This window comes from Amycolatopsis sp. 505, assembly GCF_031625235.1.
Lineage (GTDB): Bacteria > Actinomycetota > Actinomycetes > Mycobacteriales > Pseudonocardiaceae > Amycolatopsis.
On sequence record NZ_JACKQP010000001.1, the window covers coordinates 878,309 to 894,565 of the forward strand.

Here is a 16,257-nt window from a genome sequence, read left to right on the forward strand (position 1 = left end):
AAGTTGTGGATAACCCGGGGGATAACTCAGGTTCCTGTGGACAACTGGTTTGAAGGTCCCCCGGGTGTGGTATAGAGCTCGGCCGTCAGAACAGCAGCTCCGCGACCGCGTAGATGACGAGGCCGGCGAGCGCGCCCACCACCGTGCCGTTGATCCGGATGAACTGCAGGTCGCGGCCCACCTGGAGCTCGATCTTGCGGGACGTCTCCTCGGCGTCCCATCGCTCGACCGTGTCGGTGATGATCGTGGTGAGTTCCCGTGAGTAGTTCTTCACCAGGTACGCCGCGGCGCCCTCGACCCAGCCGTCGGCCTTCGACCGCAGCTGGTCGTCGGAGACCAGGCGGGTCCCCAGCGACACCAGCCCGAGCCGGACGCGGCGGCGCAGCTCGCTCGACGGGTCCTCGGCCGCGGTCAGGAGCATCTCCTTCGCCGTGCTCCACGCCGAGCCGATCAGGCGCTGGACCTCCTCGTGGTGCACGATCTGGCCCTTCACCTGCTCGGCGCGGGCCATCACGTCCGGGTCGGTCTGCAGGTCCTGGGCGAACTCGCCGAGGAACTTGTCCAGCGCCAGCCGCATCGGGTGGTTGACGTCGGTCTTGACCGCCCAGGCGAAGGACAGGACCTCGCCGTAGACCTTGTCCGCGAGCATCTCGTCGACGAACTTCGGCGACCAGCTCGGCGCCCGGTCCGACACCACGCGCAGCATCGTCGTGTGGTTGTCGCGGACCCACTCGTACGCGCGGTCGCACATCAGGTCCACGAGCTTGTGGTGCGCGCCGTCGGCGAACACGCCCTGCAGGATCTTGCCCAGCGGCGGGCCCCACGGCTTGTCGATGATCCGCCGCGCGACCGCCTGCTCCATGATCGCCTGGACGTCCTCGTCCCGGAGGACGCGCACGGCCGCCCGGACCACCGTGGCCAGCTCGGACGTCACGCGCTCGGCGTTCTCCTCCTGCGCCAGCCACGCGCCGAGGCGCCGCGCGATCTCGACGCGCTTGAGCTTGTCGCGCACGACCTCCTCGGACAGGAAGTTCGAGCCGACGAAGTCGCCGAGGCTGTTGCCCAGCGCGTCCTTCTTGTTCGGGATGATCGCCGTGTGCGGGATCTTCAGCCCGAGCGGGTGCCGGAACAGCGCGGTGACGGCGAACCAGTCGGCGAGCGCGCCGACCATGCCCGCCTCGGCCGCGGCGCGCACGTATCCGACCCAGCCCGGCCAGCCGCTCGCCTGCGCCCAGCTGGTCAGCAGGAACACGAGCGTGGCACCGAGCAGGAACGACAGCGCGACCAGCTTCATCTTGCGCAGCGCGCGCCGCTTTTCCTCTTCACCGGCCGCGCCGCCCGGTGGGTCGGCGGGCGTCACCTTCGCGGGGGTCAGTTGCTCCACATCGCCATTGTCCGTGAGGATGGCTGATCGTGCGCGAACCTGCTCTCGTCCCCCGGCTGCGGCCGTTCACTTCGACCATCTTCGCCGAGATGACGGCGCTGGCCGTCCGGCACGACGCCGTCAACCTCGGCCAGGGCTTCCCGGACACCGACGGGCCGGCCGGCATGCTCGAAGCGGCGAAGAACGCGCTGTTCGGCGGGGCCAACCAGTACCCGCCGGGGCCCGGGCGGCCCGAGCTGCGGGCCGCGATCGCGCGGCACCGGCAGCGCTACGGCACCGAGTACGACCCGGACACGGAGATCCTGGTCACCGCGGGCGCCACCGAGGCCATCGCGGCGTCGCTGCTCGCCCTGACCGAGCCCGGCGACGAGGTGATCGTCATCGAGCCGTACTACGACTCCTACGCCGCCGCGGTCGCGATGGCGGGGGCCGAACGCCGGGTCGTCGGCCTGGTCGAAGGCCCCGACGGCCGGTTCGGCCTCGACCTCGACGGCCTGCGCGCCGCCGTCACGCCGCGGACCAGGGCGGTCCTGGTGAACTCGCCGCACAACCCGACCGGCACCGTGTTCACCCGCGCCGAGCTGGAGGCGCTCGCCGCGCTCTGCGTCGAGCACGACCTGATCGCGATCTGCGACGAGGTCTACGAGCACCTCGTCTTCGACGACTCCGAGCACGTCCCGCTGGTCACGCTGCCCGGCATGCGGCCGCGGACGGTGAGCATCTCCAGCGCCGGCAAGACGTTCAACTGCACCGGCTGGAAGATCGGCTGGGTCTGCTCGACGCCGGAGCTCGTCGCGGCGGTGAAGGCGGCGAAGCAGTTCATGACCTTCGTGTCCGGCGGACCACTCCAGCCGGCCGTCGCGCACGCGCTCGACCACGAGCTGCCCTGGGTCGAGGGCCTGCGCGAGTCGCTGCAGGAGAAGCGGGACCGGCTTTCGGCCGGGCTCGCGGACGCCGGGTTCGCGGTCCGGCGGACGGCGGGCACCTACTTCGTCTGCGTCGACGTGCGGCCGCTGGGCTTCACCGACGCCGCCGACCTGGCCTGGGAACTGCCGGCCCGGGTCGGGGTCGCCGCGGTGCCGGTGAAGGTGTTCACCGATCACCCGGACGAGTGGAAACACCTGCTGCGTTTCGCGTTCTGCAAGCGCAACGAGGTCATCGACGAAGGCATCACCCGATTGCGCAAACTGGTCTGATCACCGCGGTCCGGCTGAGTAGACGGCGTTCCGGCGCGAGCTCACCCCGGCCGGGGCCACGGAGCCCGGACGGACCAACCGCCGGGTCCACCACTTGCCGCTCACGGTCGTCACTCTCCGCGTTGGTGGCGCCTGTGTCCACGATGGACGCAGCGACGGTCTCGACGCGCGGCTCCGCCTGGCGCGCCCCCGCCGCACCGGGCGCCCCGCGCGGCGTCCCGGCGAGGAGTTCGCGATCACGGACCGCAGCCGGATCCGGGGGCGGTCCGGGTCGCGCACTTTTCGGGGCAGGGCAAGTGAAGCCGCGCGCGGAACCCGTTCGGCCCAGTGGCCGTCCCACATCCCGGTCAAATTCCGGTCACTTGGCCGGAACCGCCGGTTGCGCACCGAGCGGAACCGACTCGACACAAAGCGCGTTCGGGTTCGTGGAAACATCAGGTCAACGCCGAGATGTGCAAATTGCAGAACTCGTCCGAATGGCCGTAAGCGAGCACCCGAACGGCACTGAGAGTGATCAACTTGTCGGCCGCAGATGCGGTGCCCGACCGGGCCGCCCGGCCTTGCGGGCTGGATCGAACGCGGGAGAGATGAAAGACTCCCGAGCGGCGCTGGAAAGAGTGCAGCCCCGGGGGAACTGCGACCTGACCGGAGAAAGACCCCAGCAAGAACAGGCTCGAGCGGAAATCGCGGAAGCCTCAGGCGCGGACGGTGGTGGTGGCGGTGAGCAGCACGGCGGACGCGCGCCGCGACGCTCCCGTTCGGCCTGCGCTCACCGCGGGTGATCCGGTTGCCTCGTACGCGCGCGTACGCGCGCCGCGCCCATGGACGGCGTCGCTGCAGCGGCCCGCCGCCAAGATCCTGGTCGCCGGCGGCCTGACCCTGGCCGGCTGGCTGCTCGGCGCCGCGCTGTCCGGCAGCACCGCTTCGGCGGCCGAGCGCCCGGCGTGCCCCGATGCGCCCGTGGTTTCCACTGTGGACCATGCCGCGAAGCCGCTCTGGCACGCCAGGCACCGCAAGAGCCACCACGAGACCGGCGCCGGCACCTGCTCGGCGCAGCCGAAGGCCGACACCGCCGAGCCGCCCGCGGCGGACGAGACGCAGCCGGCCGAAGCACCCACCGCGACCGAGACCACAAAGGACGACCCGGAAAGCCCTTCCGCCGGAGCCGCCACCACGGCGGAGCCGTCGGACACCTCGCCCGCCGAGGAGCCCGCGGCCACCAGGAAGGCGGCGTCCTCGGAAAGCTCCGAAGCACCGAAGGCCACCTCTTCCAGCGGGAACCTGCTCGGCCTCGTCGGCGGCACCCTGAAGGCGGTCACCGGAACGACCACAAAGGACACCGCCGCGCCGGCCGAGGCCACCTCGTCCGGCGGTGGTCTGGTCGGCGGGCTCGTCGGCGGCGTGCTGAACGTGGTCGGCGGGACGCTCACCACCGTCACGGACACCCTCGGCACGGTCACCGACACGCTGTCCCACACCGTGCTCGCGCCGCTCACCCAGCCGCCCGCGGGCCACCCGGACGCGCCGGTGCTGCTGCCCTTGGACGACCTCCTGAACCCGGTGCTCGGCGGCAGCTCGAACGCCGGCGGCGTGACCGCGGTCGACCACGGCGTGACGGCCGTCGGCACCCAGGCACCGGCCGCGGTCGCCGAAACCGTCCCCGCCGCGGCCTCCGCGACGGCCGGCCAGCAGCAGACCTCCCGGGCTTCGGCCGTGCACCTGGTCGTCGTCCGGCACGCCGGCTCGCTGCCGGCGGTCCACGAGCAGCCGCGCGACTCCGGTACCCACGTCACCGGCGGCGGCGACTCCACGCCCGGCCTGCCCGGCGGCACCACCGCCCCGAGCGCGCCGGCTCCCACCGCGGCCGCGGGCCACGACGGCTCCGGCGGCGCCCGCCACGCGTTCGCCGTCCACACCGACGACGTCACCACCACGCAGCTCAAGCTGATCGGCACCAGCCGCGACCACGAGGTCGACGGCGCGGGCCGGGAAGCCGCCCTGCCCACCACCTCCCCCGACTGACCCCCGACCGGGCAGCCGGGGACAAGTGCGCCCAAATCAAGATCATCAAGGTGCGCCCGCACGCCGTTGAGGCGTGACGTTTCCCCTGCTCCAGCCAGCAATCCGTGGCTCTTTCACGTCTCGTGACGCCGCACGCGCGTCCGACGTACCCCAGGGGCGAAAACCATGCGAAACCACAGACTTTCCGACCGGCCGACCGCGCCCGGCCGGGTCGGATCCCGGTCCCGGCGCCGCGCTGCCCCCGCGGCGCCGGGACCCACACCGGGTGCGCTCCGGGAGCCCTTGCTCACCGCGCCGAGCGAGGACTCGCAGTACCGCGAGCGCACCTGAGCCGCCGGCTTCCCGGCACGTCGAGGGGCTGTGCCGGGAAGCCGCGGTACCCGCGAACGGGGTCACGTCCGTGAGCGGGTGTGTGGAACGACGAACCGGTGCGCTGGATGCACATGAACGCCGCCCATCCCTGGGAGCAGGCTCGCATCCAGCGCACCGGTTCCGTCATGCGATGGGTGCGTCCAAGGACGCCGGGGTGCCGCGGACGGACGCTTCGGCCGCGCTCAGCCGCCGGACCGCCTCGTCGATCCGGTCCGGTGGCAGCGAAAACGGCAGCCGGATCCAGCGTTCCAGCCCGCCGTGGACGCCGAAGCGCGAACCCGGTGCCACCTGGACGCCGTGGCTCGCCGCCGCCACCGCCAGGCGCGAGCTCACCGGCTCCGGCATCCGGCACCACAGCGACAGGCCGCCCGCCGGCAGCGTGAACGTCCAGTCCGCGAGGTGCCGGTGCACCGCGCCGGCCAGCGCGTCGCGGTAGCCGTGCAGCTCCTCGCGCCTGCGGTGCAGCAGGGTCTCGTCAGCCATCAGCTCGGTCAGCACGAGCTGTTCGAACACAGGCGACCCGAGGTCGACCGCGTAGCGCGCCGAAACCAGGCGGCCGAGCAGGTCCTCCGACGCGCGGATCCAGCCGAGCCGCAGTCCGCCCCAGTGCGTCTTGGACGCCGAACCGACGCAGATCGCCAGGTCACCGGCGAACGCGGCCAGCGGCGGCGGTCCGTGCCGCGGATCGTCCTCCAGGTCCAGCTCGACGAGCGTTTCGTCCACCACGACCGGGGTCCGGGCGCGGGCCAGCACGGCCCCGAGCCGGGAGCGGCCGTCGGTGTCCAGGCGCAGGCCGGTCGGGTTCTGGAAGTCGACGACGAGGTAGGCGAACCGCGGGGACGCCTGGCGCAGGGCCGCGTCGATGCCGGCGATGTCCCAGCCGCGCTCGCCGCTCGGATCGAGCGCGACCGGCACCGGGATGGCGTGCGCGGCGCGGATCGCCTCCAGGGCGTTCGGGTACGTCGGCTGCTCGACCAGCACACGGTCACCGGGCCCGGCGAGCATCCGCAGGACCAGCACGAACGCGTGGTGCGCGCCGTTGGTGACCATGACCTGGGCGGGCGTCGTCGGCAGTCCGCGCTCGGTGTAGCGCCGCGCGATCCGCTCGCGCAGGGCGGGCAGGCCGCGCTCCTGGTAGCCGTGGTCGCCCAGGTGGTCGGCGAGCCGGACGCGTGCCGCGTCGACCGCCGCGGCCATGCCCGGGACGGCGGGAGAGGACGCGTGGGTGAAGTCGATCGAGCCGTCACCCGCCGGCGCGAGCGGACCGCGGCGCCGCCGCCCGGGCGCGGCGACCCACGAGCCCGCGCCACGGCGGCTCGCGACCAGCCCGCTCTCCCGCAACCGGTCCAGCGCCGCGCCGATCAGCGTCCGGCTGGCGCCGAGCGCATCGGCCAGCTCGCGCTCGGCGGGCAGCCGGGTGCCCAGCGGGAGCTGGCCGTCGAGCACCTGCAGCTCGATGGCCGCCGCGAGGTCCGCGGCCCCCTGACGGGAGCCACCTTGCCGCCACGAGCCCAGCATGACGGCCAATCGCGGGCCAGAAATACGTCCACCTACCGGGAGCACAGCTTCCATAAGGCCAATATCCCGCAATTGGCTATGGTTTGCCAGGCCACTTTCCGACGATAGTGAGGTCGTGGCTCAGATCGACCTCCGGCCCGTCCGGATCTCCCGCAACCCCGTCCGCCGCAGCGTGCAGCTGCTCGCCGGCCTCACGCTCTACGGCGCCAGCGTCGCCCTCGTCACCCGCGCCGGCCTCGGGCTCGAGCCGTGGAGCGTGCTCGCCGAAGGCGTGATGAAGCACACCGGCCTGACGTTCGGCACCGTCACCGGCCTCATCTCGGTGGCCGTGCTGCTGCTGTGGCTCCCGCTGCGCCAGCGGCCCGGCATCGGCACCATCGCGAACGTCGTGATCATCTCGGTCGTGGTCGACGTCGTCCGCGCGTTCCTCCCCGAGCAGCACGAGCTGGCGTGGCAGATCGCGCTGCTGGTCGGCGGAGTGGTGCTCAACGGGGTCGCGACCGCCACCTACGTCGGCGCCCGGCTGGGGCCGGGCCCCCGCGACGGCCTGATGACCGGGCTCGCCGGCCGCACCGGCTGGCCGATCCGGCTGGTGCGCACCGGCATCGAGGTGACCGTGGTGGCGGCCGGTTTCCTGCTCGGCGGGACCGTCGGCGTCGGCACCGTCCTCTACGCGCTCGCGATCGGCCCGCTCACCCAGGCGCTGCTGCCCAGGACGACCTGGCGCGAGAGCTAACCGGCTTTGCGCTGCTGCACGGCCCGGCGCAGCGTCAGGTAGTCCGCGCCGCGCCGGGCGAGGACGTCGTCGGTGCCGCGCTGCTGGGCCAGCGCGAGCAGGATGTGCTCCTGGCCGAGGTGCTTGTCGCCCAGCCGGACGGCTTCCCTGAGGCTCAGTTCGAGGGTCTTCTTCGATTGTGCGGTGAACGGGATGTGCCCGCGCTTGGCCGGGCCGAGCCGCCCGGCCAGCGCCCCTTCGCCGTGCGTCTGCTCGACGCGCTCGACGATCTGCTCGACGTCGATACCGAACTCGGTGAGCGCCTCGGCGTCGGCGTCGCTCACACCGCCGCGGCGCCGGGTGCGGGCCAGCTCGGCCGCGATGTCCTCAGTGGACACGCCAAGGTCGGCGAGCACCTGGGCGCCGGTCTTCACCAGCCCGGCGAGCAGGTGGGCGGGCCCGATCTCGACCGAGCCGGACTCCCGCGCCACGATCTGCGCTTCGACGACCGCCATCCGCGCGTCCGCCGTGAACCTCTCGAACATCAGTGCCTCCCGTACTTCTTGTGCACGGCCTGCCGGCTGACCCCCAGCTCGGCGGCGATCTCCTGCCACGACCAGCCGTGCACCCGCGCACTGCGCACCTGCACGGCCTCCAGTTGTTCCAGCAGCCGCCGGAGCGCGGCGACCGCGCGCAGCCCCACCCGGGGATCGCGATCACCCGCCCGGGCGGCCAAGTCCGTCGCTTCCGTCATGCTTGTCAACCTACGTTGACATTCGGAGGCTGTCAACTCCGGTTGACACGGCGGTTCTCTGCGCTGGGTTGCGGATGTCGGCCGAGGCTGGCTCTCCGAGGGTCGCGAATGACTCATTGGGGACCTCGGACGTCCCGAATGAGTCATTCGCGACAATGCAGGCGCCGCCGGTGCGCGAGTTGCCCGCCGGGGAGGTCTGGGTGGGGTGCGAGTCCGGCGTCAACGTGCCGTTCTGCCGGGCCCGCGCCGCTCAGCGCGAACGTGCCGGACGGGCGACGTACAGTCGGGTGATGCCCGAGATCGCGATCGCCGAACGGGCCGGGGTGGGCGCCGACGGCCACCCACGCCCCACCGAGGACCACGTCGTCGTGCTGGACAACGCGGTGCTCGTCCTCGACGGCGCCACCTCGTCGGATCCCTCGCATCCACCCGGCGGCTGGTACGCCGAACGCCTGGCCCGGCGCCTCGCCGGCGACCTCCGCGCGGCCCCGGAAGCCGATCTGACCGAGGTGCTGACCAGCGCGATCGCCGCCCTCACCGCCGAACACGAACTACAGCCGCAACGCTCGCCGTCGAGCACGGTTGCGGCCGTGCGCTGGCTCGGAGACCGGGTCGACGCGCTCGTCCTCGCCGACAGCCCGGTGGTCGGGTTCGGCCGCTTCGGCGTCGACGTCGTGTCGGACGACCGGCTGACCCGGCTGCGAAGACGCGGGCTGCTCCAGACCGGCGCCGACGTCCGGCGCCGGCGCAACGCCCACGACGGCTTCTGGGTCGCCGAAGCCGTCCCCGGTGCCGCCGCGCACTCGGTCCGGCGCAGCTGGCCGCGGGACGACGTCGATGCGGTGCTGCTCGCCAGCGACGGTGTGTCCATCGGCGTCGACCAGTACGAACTTTTCGACTGGCGCAAAGTTCTGGCGATCACCCGCGGCGACGGGCCGGACGCCGTGCTCGATGCCGTCCGCACCGCCGAAAAGCAGGATCCGGACGGCGAGCGCTGGCCGCGGCCGAAGCGGCACGACGACCAGGCGCTCGTCCTCGTGGATTTCAATCAGGGGGTTAATCAGGGTCTTCCCTGATCACGGCGGTCGCGTTTCCCGCGAACCTGGTCGCATGGGGACGGAAACGGGGAAGCGCACGAGACCGTGGCGGCTCGTCGCGGTGGCGGCGATCGGGTGGGGCCTGTTCACCGCTGTGGTGCTGCACATCATCAGCTCACGCAATCCGGTGTACGACACGCTGTCGAGCTACACGGTGACCGACCGCGGCGAAGGGATGCTCGCGGCGAGCGTGCTCTCGCTGGCCATCGGGTCGCTCGCGGTGCTCGGCGCGCTGCAGGTCGCCGGCGTGCCGTTGTCGCGGACGACCCGGCTGCTGCTCGCGTTGTGGGCGCTCGGGCTGGCCGCGGCCGCGATCTTCCCGGCCAGCTACCCCGAGGCACCCGACCCGGTGAGCGGCGAAATCCACCTCTACGCGTGCCTGGTCGCGTTCTGCAGCCTGCCCGGCGCGGCGATCTCGCTGCTGGAGCCGCTGAAGGGCCGGCCCGAGCGCGTCGCGCTGGTCCGGTCGATCCGGCTGACCGCGGGCGCGTTCGCGCTCTTCGCCCTGAGCTTCGTGTTCGTGCGGCTGAGCGAGGCCGGGGTGACGCCGTTCCGCGAAATCTCCGACGCCTTCCCGATCGGCGTCACGCAGCGGCTGCTGCTGCTCGCCGACGTCGTGCTGCTGGGGACGCTGCTGTGGCTGGCGGCCCGGCTCGAGTCAGCTTTCGACGGCCGCCGCGAATTCGGGCGCGTAGCCGTACAGGCCGGGCATGCCGCCGGTGTGCAGGAACACCACGTGGTCGTCCGGGGCGAAGTGGCCCGCCCATTCGACCAGCGCGGCGGCCACTTTGCCGGTGTAGACCGGATCGAGCACCACGCCTTCGGTGCGCCCGAAGAGCCGTAGCGCGTTCCAGACGGCGTCGGTCGGGATGCCGTAGCCGGGGCCGAGGGTGGAATCGCCCAGTCTCGCGTGCGGGAAGGGCGAGGGCGGCGGCTCGACGCCGAGGAGCTTGGCCGCGCCGTCGACGAGGTCGCGGAGGTTCTCCGTGGCCTCGTCGAGCGGGTGGCTGACGCAGGCGACGCCGACGCCGAGGCCGCCGAGCAGGGCGGTGGCCAGGACCACCCCGGCCGCGGTGCCGCCGCTGGCGTGCGGGACGACGAGGTGAGCGCGCTCGATGCCGCGTTCCTCCAGCTGCTTCGCGAGTTCATGGGTAGCACGGACGTAACCGAGGGCGCCGAGGTCGTTGGAGCCGCCGACCGGAATCGTGAAGACCTTCCGGCCGTCTTGCTGCGCTTGGGCGACGAGCCGGTCGTACGTGCGGCCGGTCTCCTCGCCGTCCGCGCAGACGTGGACGGTCGCGCCGAACAGCTTGTCGAGCGGGAGGTTGCCGCCGCGTTCATACGCCTCGCCGTCGCGCGGGACCTTGGCGGTCAGCACGAGTTCGCAGCGCAGGCCCAGCTTCGCGCACGCAGCGGCGGTCTGACGCCCGTGGTTGGTCTGGAGCGCGCCGAACGTGATCACGGTGTCCGCGCCGGCCGCCTGGGCCGCGCCCAGGTGATACTCGAGCTTGCGGAGTTTGTTGCCGCCGGCGCCGAGCGGGTGGACGTCGTCGCGCTTCAGCCAGAGGTTGCGCAGGCCGAGGGCTTCGCCGAGCCGCGGCGCCTCGTGCAGCGGCGTCGGCCAGCCACCCAGGTCGACGCGGGGGATCGCCGCCAGCGCGGCGTCGGGGAATCCGGCGAAGTCGAACGTCATCGGCCCTCCAGGCTCGGCTTTCTAACCACTATAGGGGGTTAAAGCACCGCGAAGCGGAGCTCGGTGTGCGGCCCGACCTCGCGCACGCCGATCCGCCGGAGCCTGACGCCGTCGAGCTCGGGGTCGCCGAACAGCGGCAGCCCGGCGCCCAGCAGCACCGGGGCCATCCGGACGTGCAGCTCGTCGGCCAGCCCCGCCCGCACGGCCTGCCGGACCACGCTCGTGCCGATCACCTTGACCGCCCACTCTTCCGCGGCCGCCCTCGCCTGCGTGATCGCCGACGCGATCCCGTCGGTCACGAAGGTGAAGGTGAGGCGCTCGTCCTGCGCGGGCGACACGGCCGGCGGCGTGTGCGTGACGACGAAGATCGGGACCTGGAACTCGTAGTTTCCGAGGTACCAGTCCGGGTCCTCGGCCATCGCGAAGGTGCGGCGGCCGAGGACGACCGCGCCGGTCTCGCGGATCAGGCCGGTCATGTACTCGCTGCCGTTCGAGGCGGCCGGGTCGGACAGCCGCGCCGTGCCGCCGTGGCGGTCGGCGACGAAGCCGTCCAGCGACATGCTCATCCCCGCGTGCACCGTGGCCATGGTTTCTCCTCACGTAGTCGTCGGCGAGGTAGACCGCCGGGGCCGGGAAAACTCATCGGGAGTAGCCGAAGACCGTCGGTATCCGGTAACGTTCGTTCGAACGAACGAGAACCTTCGGGGGCCACCATGACCGCTACGAGCCTCGACTTCACCGGCCTCGCCGCCCAGGCCGCGCAGCTCGCCGCGGGTGAAATCACCTCCGCGGAGCTCACGGCGGCCGCGCTCGGGCGGGCGCACGCGAGCCAGCCGACGCTCAACGCGTTCCGCCACCTGCGTGACGACGAAGCCCTCGCCGAAGCCGCCGAGGCCGATCGGCGCCTGGCCGCCGGCGAATGCGCTCCCCTGCTCGGCGTGCCGGTCGCGATCAAGGACGACGTCGACCTCACCGGCCTGCCCACCTCGTTCGGCTGCCCCGGCGAATTCCCGTGCGCGACGGCCGACGCGCCCGCGGTCGCGCTGCTGCGCGAGGCCGGAGCGGTGATCATCGGCAAGACAAACACCCCCGAACTGGGCCAGTGGCCGTTCACCGAGGGCCCGGCCTTCGGCGTGACGCGCAACCCGTGGCACACCGGCCACACCCCAGGGGGTTCTTCGGGCGGGAGCGCGGCCGCGGTGGCGTCGGGGGTCATCGCGGCCGCGCTCGGGTCCGACGGCGCCGGTTCGGTGCGCATCCCGGCCGCGTGGACCGGGCTGGTCGGCATCAAGACCCAGCGCGGCCGGATCCCGACCGACGGCGAGCTGTTCCACGGCCTGACCGTGCTCGGGCCGCTGGCCCGCACCACCGAGGACGCCGCCCTGCTGCTCGACGCGGCCGCCGGGACGTCCGGCGTGTTCCGCGCGGCCGCCGCGCGCGAGCCCGGGAAGCTGCGGATCGGGCTGTCCACGCGAATCCCGTTCACCGCCACCAAGACCCGCCTCGACCCGGTCGTCGACGCCGCCGTGCGCCGGCTCGCCGAGTCCCTGGCCGGGCTGGGGCACGAGATCGTCGAGGTCGAGCCGGACTACGGCCTGATCGGGCTGACCTTCCTGCCGCGGTCGCTCACCGGCGTCCGCGACTGGGCGCTGCGGGTGCCCGACCGGGCCGGGCTCGACCCGCGCACGCGCAGCAACGCCGGTCACGGCCGCCTGCTGGCCGGCCCCGCGCTTCGGCTGGCCCGTGCCCTCGAGCCGGGCCTGCACCGGCGGATCGGCTCGGTGTTCGGCCGCGTCGACGTCCTGCTGACGCCGACCACCGCCACCCCGCCGCCCGCGATCGGCACGTTCGACGGGCTGTCCGGCTGGGAGACCGACCAGGCCATGATCGCCGCGTGCCCGTACGCTTGGCCGTGGAACGTGCTGGGCTGGCCGGGAGTCAACGTCCCGGCCGGGCAGACGGCGGACGGGTTGCCGCTCGGCGCGCAGCTGCTCGGCCCGTCGCACGCCGAGGAGCGGCTGATTTCGCTTGCCGCGCAACTGGAAGAGGTCGAACGGTGGCCGGAGCGGCATCCCGCGACAAGCTGGTGAGCACCCGGGAGGCCATCCTGCGCGGCGCGCTGACCGTCGTCGGCGAACACGGTGTCGGCGGGCTGACCAACCGCCGGATCGTCGCCGCCGCGGGTGTCTCCCTCGGGACGTTGACCTACCACTTCCCCAGCCAGACGGCGTTGCTGCGCGAGGCGATGCTGCTGTTCGTCGAGGACGAGACGGCGAAGCTCGGCGCGATCGTGGACGGCTACCGCTCGGAGGGGCTGAGCGTCGAGCAGGCGGCGTCGGTGGTGGAGCACGTGATCGCGCAGCTGCCGTTCGGCGCGGACGAGCTCGGCGCGCACGAGTTGTACCTCCAGGCGGCGCGGGACCCGGAGCTGCACGAAGCTTCTTCGCGGTGCTTCGCGGCGTACGACGAACTGGCGGTGACGATCCTCAGCGCGTTGGGAGTGCCCGATCCGGCCCGGCTGGCAGGGCCGGTGGTGGCGCTGATCGCGGGGTTGCAGCTGCGGCGCCTGGCGACGGGCGAGACGGACACGCCGGTGGCCGAGCCGCTGATAATGTTGCTCCGCGGAGCTTGATGGCCCGCCCGGTCGTCCGCGGCACGGCGGCGTGGAAGTACTTCGGCGACTTCCGCGACGGGCTGCTGGCCGGGCAGGTGCTGGTGCTGCAGGTGGCCCACCCGGTCGTCGCGGCGGGGGTGCGGGACCACTCGGATTACACGTCGGACCCGTGGACGCGCCTGATGCGAACGGGCGCATCGCTGTCGATCTACGTCTACGGCGGCCCGGCGGGCGCGCGTGTCGAGGCGGCTCGGTTGCGCGCGTTGCACCGGAGGTTCACGGGCGTGGCGGACGGGCGGCGGTACAGCGCGCTGGACCCTGCGGCGTATGCGTGGGTGCATGCGACGTTGGTAAAGGTTCCGGTTGACGCGCAACGGTTCTTTGGACGGCGTCTGTCCACATCGGAACTGGACGAGTACTACGCGCAGATGTGCGACGTCGGGCGGATGCTGGGGGTGCGTTCGCGGGATTTGCCGCCGGACTGGGCGGCTTTCGAGCGGTATTACGACGCCATGGTCGCGGGGTTCGTGACGAACCCGGCGATCGAGCAGCTTTTCGAGACGATCCGGACGGTGCCGAAGCCGGTCCGGTGGCTGCCCGACTCGTGGTGGCGGTGGCACGCGCGGATCCAGATGTTCCTGATCCGGGCGACGCTGCCACCGGCTTTCCGGGAGCGCCTCGGTCTACAGTGGACGTCACGGGACCAGCGGCGGTTCGACCGGTTCGCGGCGGCGGTGCGGCTGCTGGCGACACCGATTCCGGCCGGGTTGCGGACCGCGCACATGCGGTGGATCGGGAAGCTCAACGTGTGGTTCCGCGCGCATCCGGGGGTTTACGACCGGTTGATTGGCGGCAGGGGCCCGGGCTCGGCGCAGCGGTCTTGACGCCGGCCGGCTGAGCCTTGGGTGGTCGAGGGCGCAACTGGCGCGATCTCGCGTGATCGAGGTGCGATCTCGCGTGATCGCCGGCCGATCTCACGTGATTGGAGAGCGATCTCGTGTGATTGAAGGCGCAACTCGCGTGATTAGAGGCGCACCTCGCCTGTCTGGAAGGGCAACTCGCGTGACTGGAGGGTCGACACGCGTGACTGGAGGGTCGACACGCGTGACTGGAGGGTCGACACGCGTGACTGGAGGGTCGACACGTGTTTGGAAGGTCGACACGCGTGACTGGAGGGTCGACACCCGTGATTGGCAGGGCGACACGCGTGATTGGCAGGGCGACACGTGGGATTTGAGGGAGTGGCCCGCGGGGGCGCCCCCCGTCTCCAGCGTATCGGCTGGCTATGACGGAAACCGGTGGTGAGACGGCTGGCTAGGCCGGGTTGTCCACATCTCGCCTCGCCTGTGGAGCGGTTCGGGCGTAGTGGGCTCGGGCTTTGGCTCGGTTTCCGCAGCGGGACATCGAGCACCACTGGCGGTTGCGGCGGGGTGAGGCGTCGCAGAACCGCAAGCCGCAGTCGTCGGCCGCGCAGACTCGGACCTCGGCGTCGCTCGTGGCCAGGTCGATTGCGTCCGCCGCCAGGGCTGCGAACGCCGCCGCCACCGGGTCCTTCGGGGCCGGGACCTCGCGGCGCAGCGCTCCGCCCGCCAACGCCAGGCGCGGCGGAGGTGCCGGCGCGGAGGCCGCCGCGTTGTTGACCAACTCGACGTCCATCGAGGACGGTTCCTCCGGCGGCAGCAGCACCCGGTCGATCGCCTCCCGCAGCGCCTTCGCCGCCAGGACGTTGCCCGCCGTCACCGGCACCGGGCCCGTCGTCAGCCCCGCCAACGAGAACCACTCCGCCAGCGCGTCCGGGCCCGTCAGCAGCTCCACGCCGGACTCGTGCCGGCTGCGCATCGTGTTGACGAGGTCGAGGCACGGCCGTCCGCCGTCGAAGACCCACTCCATGCCGGTCATTCTAACCCTTGAAGACAGTTAGAAGCAGCGCTACCGTCTAACCCTATGAACCGGTTAGACAACATGGCCACCGTCAACGGCATCCGCCTGCACTACCTCCGCGCCGGTGACGGCCCGCCGCTGTTCCTGCTGCACGGCTGGCCGCAGACGTCGCACTGCTGGCACAAGGTCCTGGACCCCCTGGCCGAGACGCACACCGTGATCGCCCCCGACCTGCGCGGCTACGGTCGCAGCGACAAGCCGAGGGACGGCTACGACAAGCGCACCATGGCCGCCGACATCGCCGCCCTCGCCGACCACCTCGGGTTCGCCACCACCGCCGTCGTGGGGCACGACCGCGGCGGCCGCGTCGCCCACCGCTGGGCCCTCGACCGCCCGGACCAGGTCGACCGCCTCGCCGTCCTCGACATCGCCCCGACCCGCGCGATGTGGCAGCGCCTCGACGCCGGCATCGCCAAGGGGTACTGGCACTGGCTCTTCCACCTCCAGCCCGACCTGCCGGAACTCCTGGCCGGCCAGAACATCGCCGCCTACCTCGGCTACTTCTTCGAGCGCTGGACCCACCAGCGCCACGCCCTCGACGCCGACGCGCAGGCCGAGTACGTCCGCGCCTTCTCCCAGCCGGGCGCGCTCCGGGCCGGCTTCGACGACTACCGCGCCTCCTTCCCCGACGACGCCGAACTCGACGACGCCGACTTCGCCGCCGGGAAGCGCCTCACCCAGCCACTTCTCGCCCTCTGGGGCGCGAACGGCCTGCTCGGCACCCTCCCCACGCTCGACATCTGGCGCGAGTACGCCGACGACGTCACCGGCGAACCCCTCGCCGAGTGCGGCCATTTCCTGCCCGAGGAGCAGCCCGGCGAAGTGGTCGCCCACCTGCGGAAATTCCTCCACCCCTGAGACTCCCGGGGCCTCCGGTCCCCCGAACTGGGGACCGGAGTTCCCTCGCCGCCGTGACGCCCGCCACCGGATCCACCGGTTAGGTTCGGCACA

Annotated in this window: 15 protein-coding genes and 1 pseudogene; 9 read left to right on the forward strand and 7 right to left on the reverse strand. The window is 72.3% G+C overall.

Annotated elements, in window-relative coordinates; all coding sequences use genetic code 11:
* Positions 1-85: 85 nt before the first annotated feature.
* Entirely contained in the window at positions 86-1,384 is a 1,299-nt protein-coding gene (locus H5965_RS04195) for a DUF445 family protein (protein ID WP_310967974.1), read from the reverse strand.
* A gap of 29 nt (positions 1,385-1,413) precedes the next feature.
* On the opposite strand from H5965_RS04195, the gene H5965_RS04200 reads away from it, so the two are divergent.
* Both H5965_RS04200 and H5965_RS04205 read left to right on the forward strand, forming a co-directional pair.
* A complete protein-coding gene (locus H5965_RS04200; protein ID WP_310967975.1) occupies positions 1,414-2,580 on the forward strand; it encodes a pyridoxal phosphate-dependent aminotransferase in 1,167 nt (388 codons plus the stop codon).
* Between the two features lie 720 nt (positions 2,581-3,300).
* On the forward strand, positions 3,301-4,602 hold the full coding sequence (locus H5965_RS04205; protein WP_310967976.1) for a hypothetical protein: 1,302 nt from the start codon (positions 3,301-3,303) through the stop codon (positions 4,600-4,602).
* Positions 4,603-5,097: 495 nt separating this feature from the next.
* Here the strand turns inward: H5965_RS04205 and H5965_RS04210 are convergent, their stop codons facing one another.
* Complete coding sequence (locus H5965_RS04210; protein ID WP_310967977.1) at positions 5,098-6,546, reverse strand: PLP-dependent aminotransferase family protein; 1,449 nt, start codon at positions 6,544-6,546, stop codon at positions 5,098-5,100.
* A gap of 61 nt (positions 6,547-6,607) precedes the next feature.
* Here H5965_RS04210 and H5965_RS04215 point away from each other — a divergent pair, with 61 nt between their 5' ends.
* Positions 6,608-7,228, forward strand: coding sequence for a hypothetical protein (locus tag H5965_RS04215; protein WP_310967978.1), 621 nt, complete (start codon positions 6,608-6,610; stop codon positions 7,226-7,228).
* On the opposite strand, the gene H5965_RS04220 is transcribed toward H5965_RS04215, so the two are convergent.
* Together H5965_RS04220 and H5965_RS04225 are read right to left on the reverse strand one after the other, a co-directional pair.
* Positions 7,225-7,752, reverse strand: coding sequence for a Clp protease N-terminal domain-containing protein (locus H5965_RS04220; protein WP_310967979.1), 528 nt, complete (start codon positions 7,750-7,752; stop codon positions 7,225-7,227). The genes H5965_RS04215 and H5965_RS04220 overlap by 4 nt on opposite strands.
* Positions 7,752-7,961, reverse strand: coding sequence for a sigma factor-like helix-turn-helix DNA-binding protein (locus H5965_RS04225; RefSeq protein WP_004559389.1), 210 nt, complete (start codon positions 7,959-7,961; stop codon positions 7,752-7,754). Before H5965_RS04225 ends, H5965_RS04220 begins: the two co-directional genes overlap by 1 nt.
* Before the next feature lie 290 nt (positions 7,962-8,251).
* On the opposite strand from H5965_RS04225, the gene H5965_RS04230 reads away from it, so the two are divergent.
* Together H5965_RS04230 and H5965_RS04235 are read left to right on the forward strand one after the other, a co-directional pair.
* The gene (locus H5965_RS04230; protein WP_310967980.1) at positions 8,252-9,037 is read left to right on the forward strand and encodes a protein phosphatase 2C domain-containing protein; all 786 of its coding nucleotides are present in this window, start codon (positions 8,252-8,254) and stop codon (positions 9,035-9,037) included.
* Positions 9,038-9,071: 34 nt separating this feature from the next.
* Positions 9,072-9,638 (forward strand): annotated as a pseudogene (locus tag H5965_RS04235) (DUF998 domain-containing protein); the annotation flags it as partial.
* A 78-nt stretch (positions 9,639-9,716) separates the two neighbouring features.
* Here the strand turns inward: H5965_RS04235 and H5965_RS04240 are convergent.
* Both H5965_RS04240 and H5965_RS04245 read right to left on the reverse strand, forming a co-directional pair.
* Positions 9,717-10,751 (reverse strand): D-cysteine desulfhydrase family protein, encoded by a 1,035-nt coding sequence (locus H5965_RS04240; protein WP_310967981.1) that lies wholly within the window; start codon positions 10,749-10,751, stop codon positions 9,717-9,719.
* A gap of 38 nt (positions 10,752-10,789) precedes the next feature.
* A complete protein-coding gene (locus H5965_RS04245; RefSeq protein WP_310967982.1) occupies positions 10,790-11,338 on the reverse strand; it encodes a dihydrofolate reductase family protein in 549 nt (182 codons plus the stop codon).
* Between the two features lie 126 nt (positions 11,339-11,464).
* Between H5965_RS04245 and H5965_RS04250 the strand changes: the two genes are divergently transcribed.
* From H5965_RS04250 to H5965_RS04260, 3 genes are read left to right on the forward strand one after another with little or no spacing between them, the layout of a single operon-like run.
* Complete coding sequence (locus tag H5965_RS04250) at positions 11,465-12,841, forward strand: amidase (protein ID WP_310967983.1); 1,377 nt, start codon at positions 11,465-11,467, stop codon at positions 12,839-12,841.
* Complete coding sequence (locus H5965_RS04255; RefSeq protein ID WP_310967984.1) at positions 12,808-13,383, forward strand: TetR family transcriptional regulator; 576 nt, start codon at positions 12,808-12,810, stop codon at positions 13,381-13,383. The genes H5965_RS04250 and H5965_RS04255 overlap by 34 nt, the downstream gene beginning before the upstream one ends.
* Complete coding sequence (locus tag H5965_RS04260; RefSeq protein ID WP_310967985.1) at positions 13,383-14,249, forward strand: oxygenase MpaB family protein; 867 nt, start codon at positions 13,383-13,385, stop codon at positions 14,247-14,249. Before H5965_RS04255 ends, H5965_RS04260 begins: the two co-directional genes overlap by 1 nt.
* A gap of 430 nt (positions 14,250-14,679) precedes the next feature.
* Here H5965_RS04260 and H5965_RS04265 read toward each other — a convergent pair whose 3' ends face one another.
* Positions 14,680-15,255, reverse strand: a complete 576-nt coding sequence (locus tag H5965_RS04265) for a CGNR zinc finger domain-containing protein (protein ID WP_310967986.1) — start codon at positions 15,253-15,255, stop codon at positions 14,680-14,682.
* 54 nt (positions 15,256-15,309) lie between these two features.
* Here H5965_RS04265 and H5965_RS04270 point away from each other — a divergent pair, with 54 nt between their 5' ends.
* Positions 15,310-16,164: an alpha/beta hydrolase gene (locus H5965_RS04270; RefSeq protein ID WP_310967987.1), complete on the forward strand. Its 855-nt coding sequence runs from the start codon at positions 15,310-15,312 to the stop codon at positions 16,162-16,164.
* The last annotated feature ends 93 nt before the right edge of the window (positions 16,165-16,257 follow it).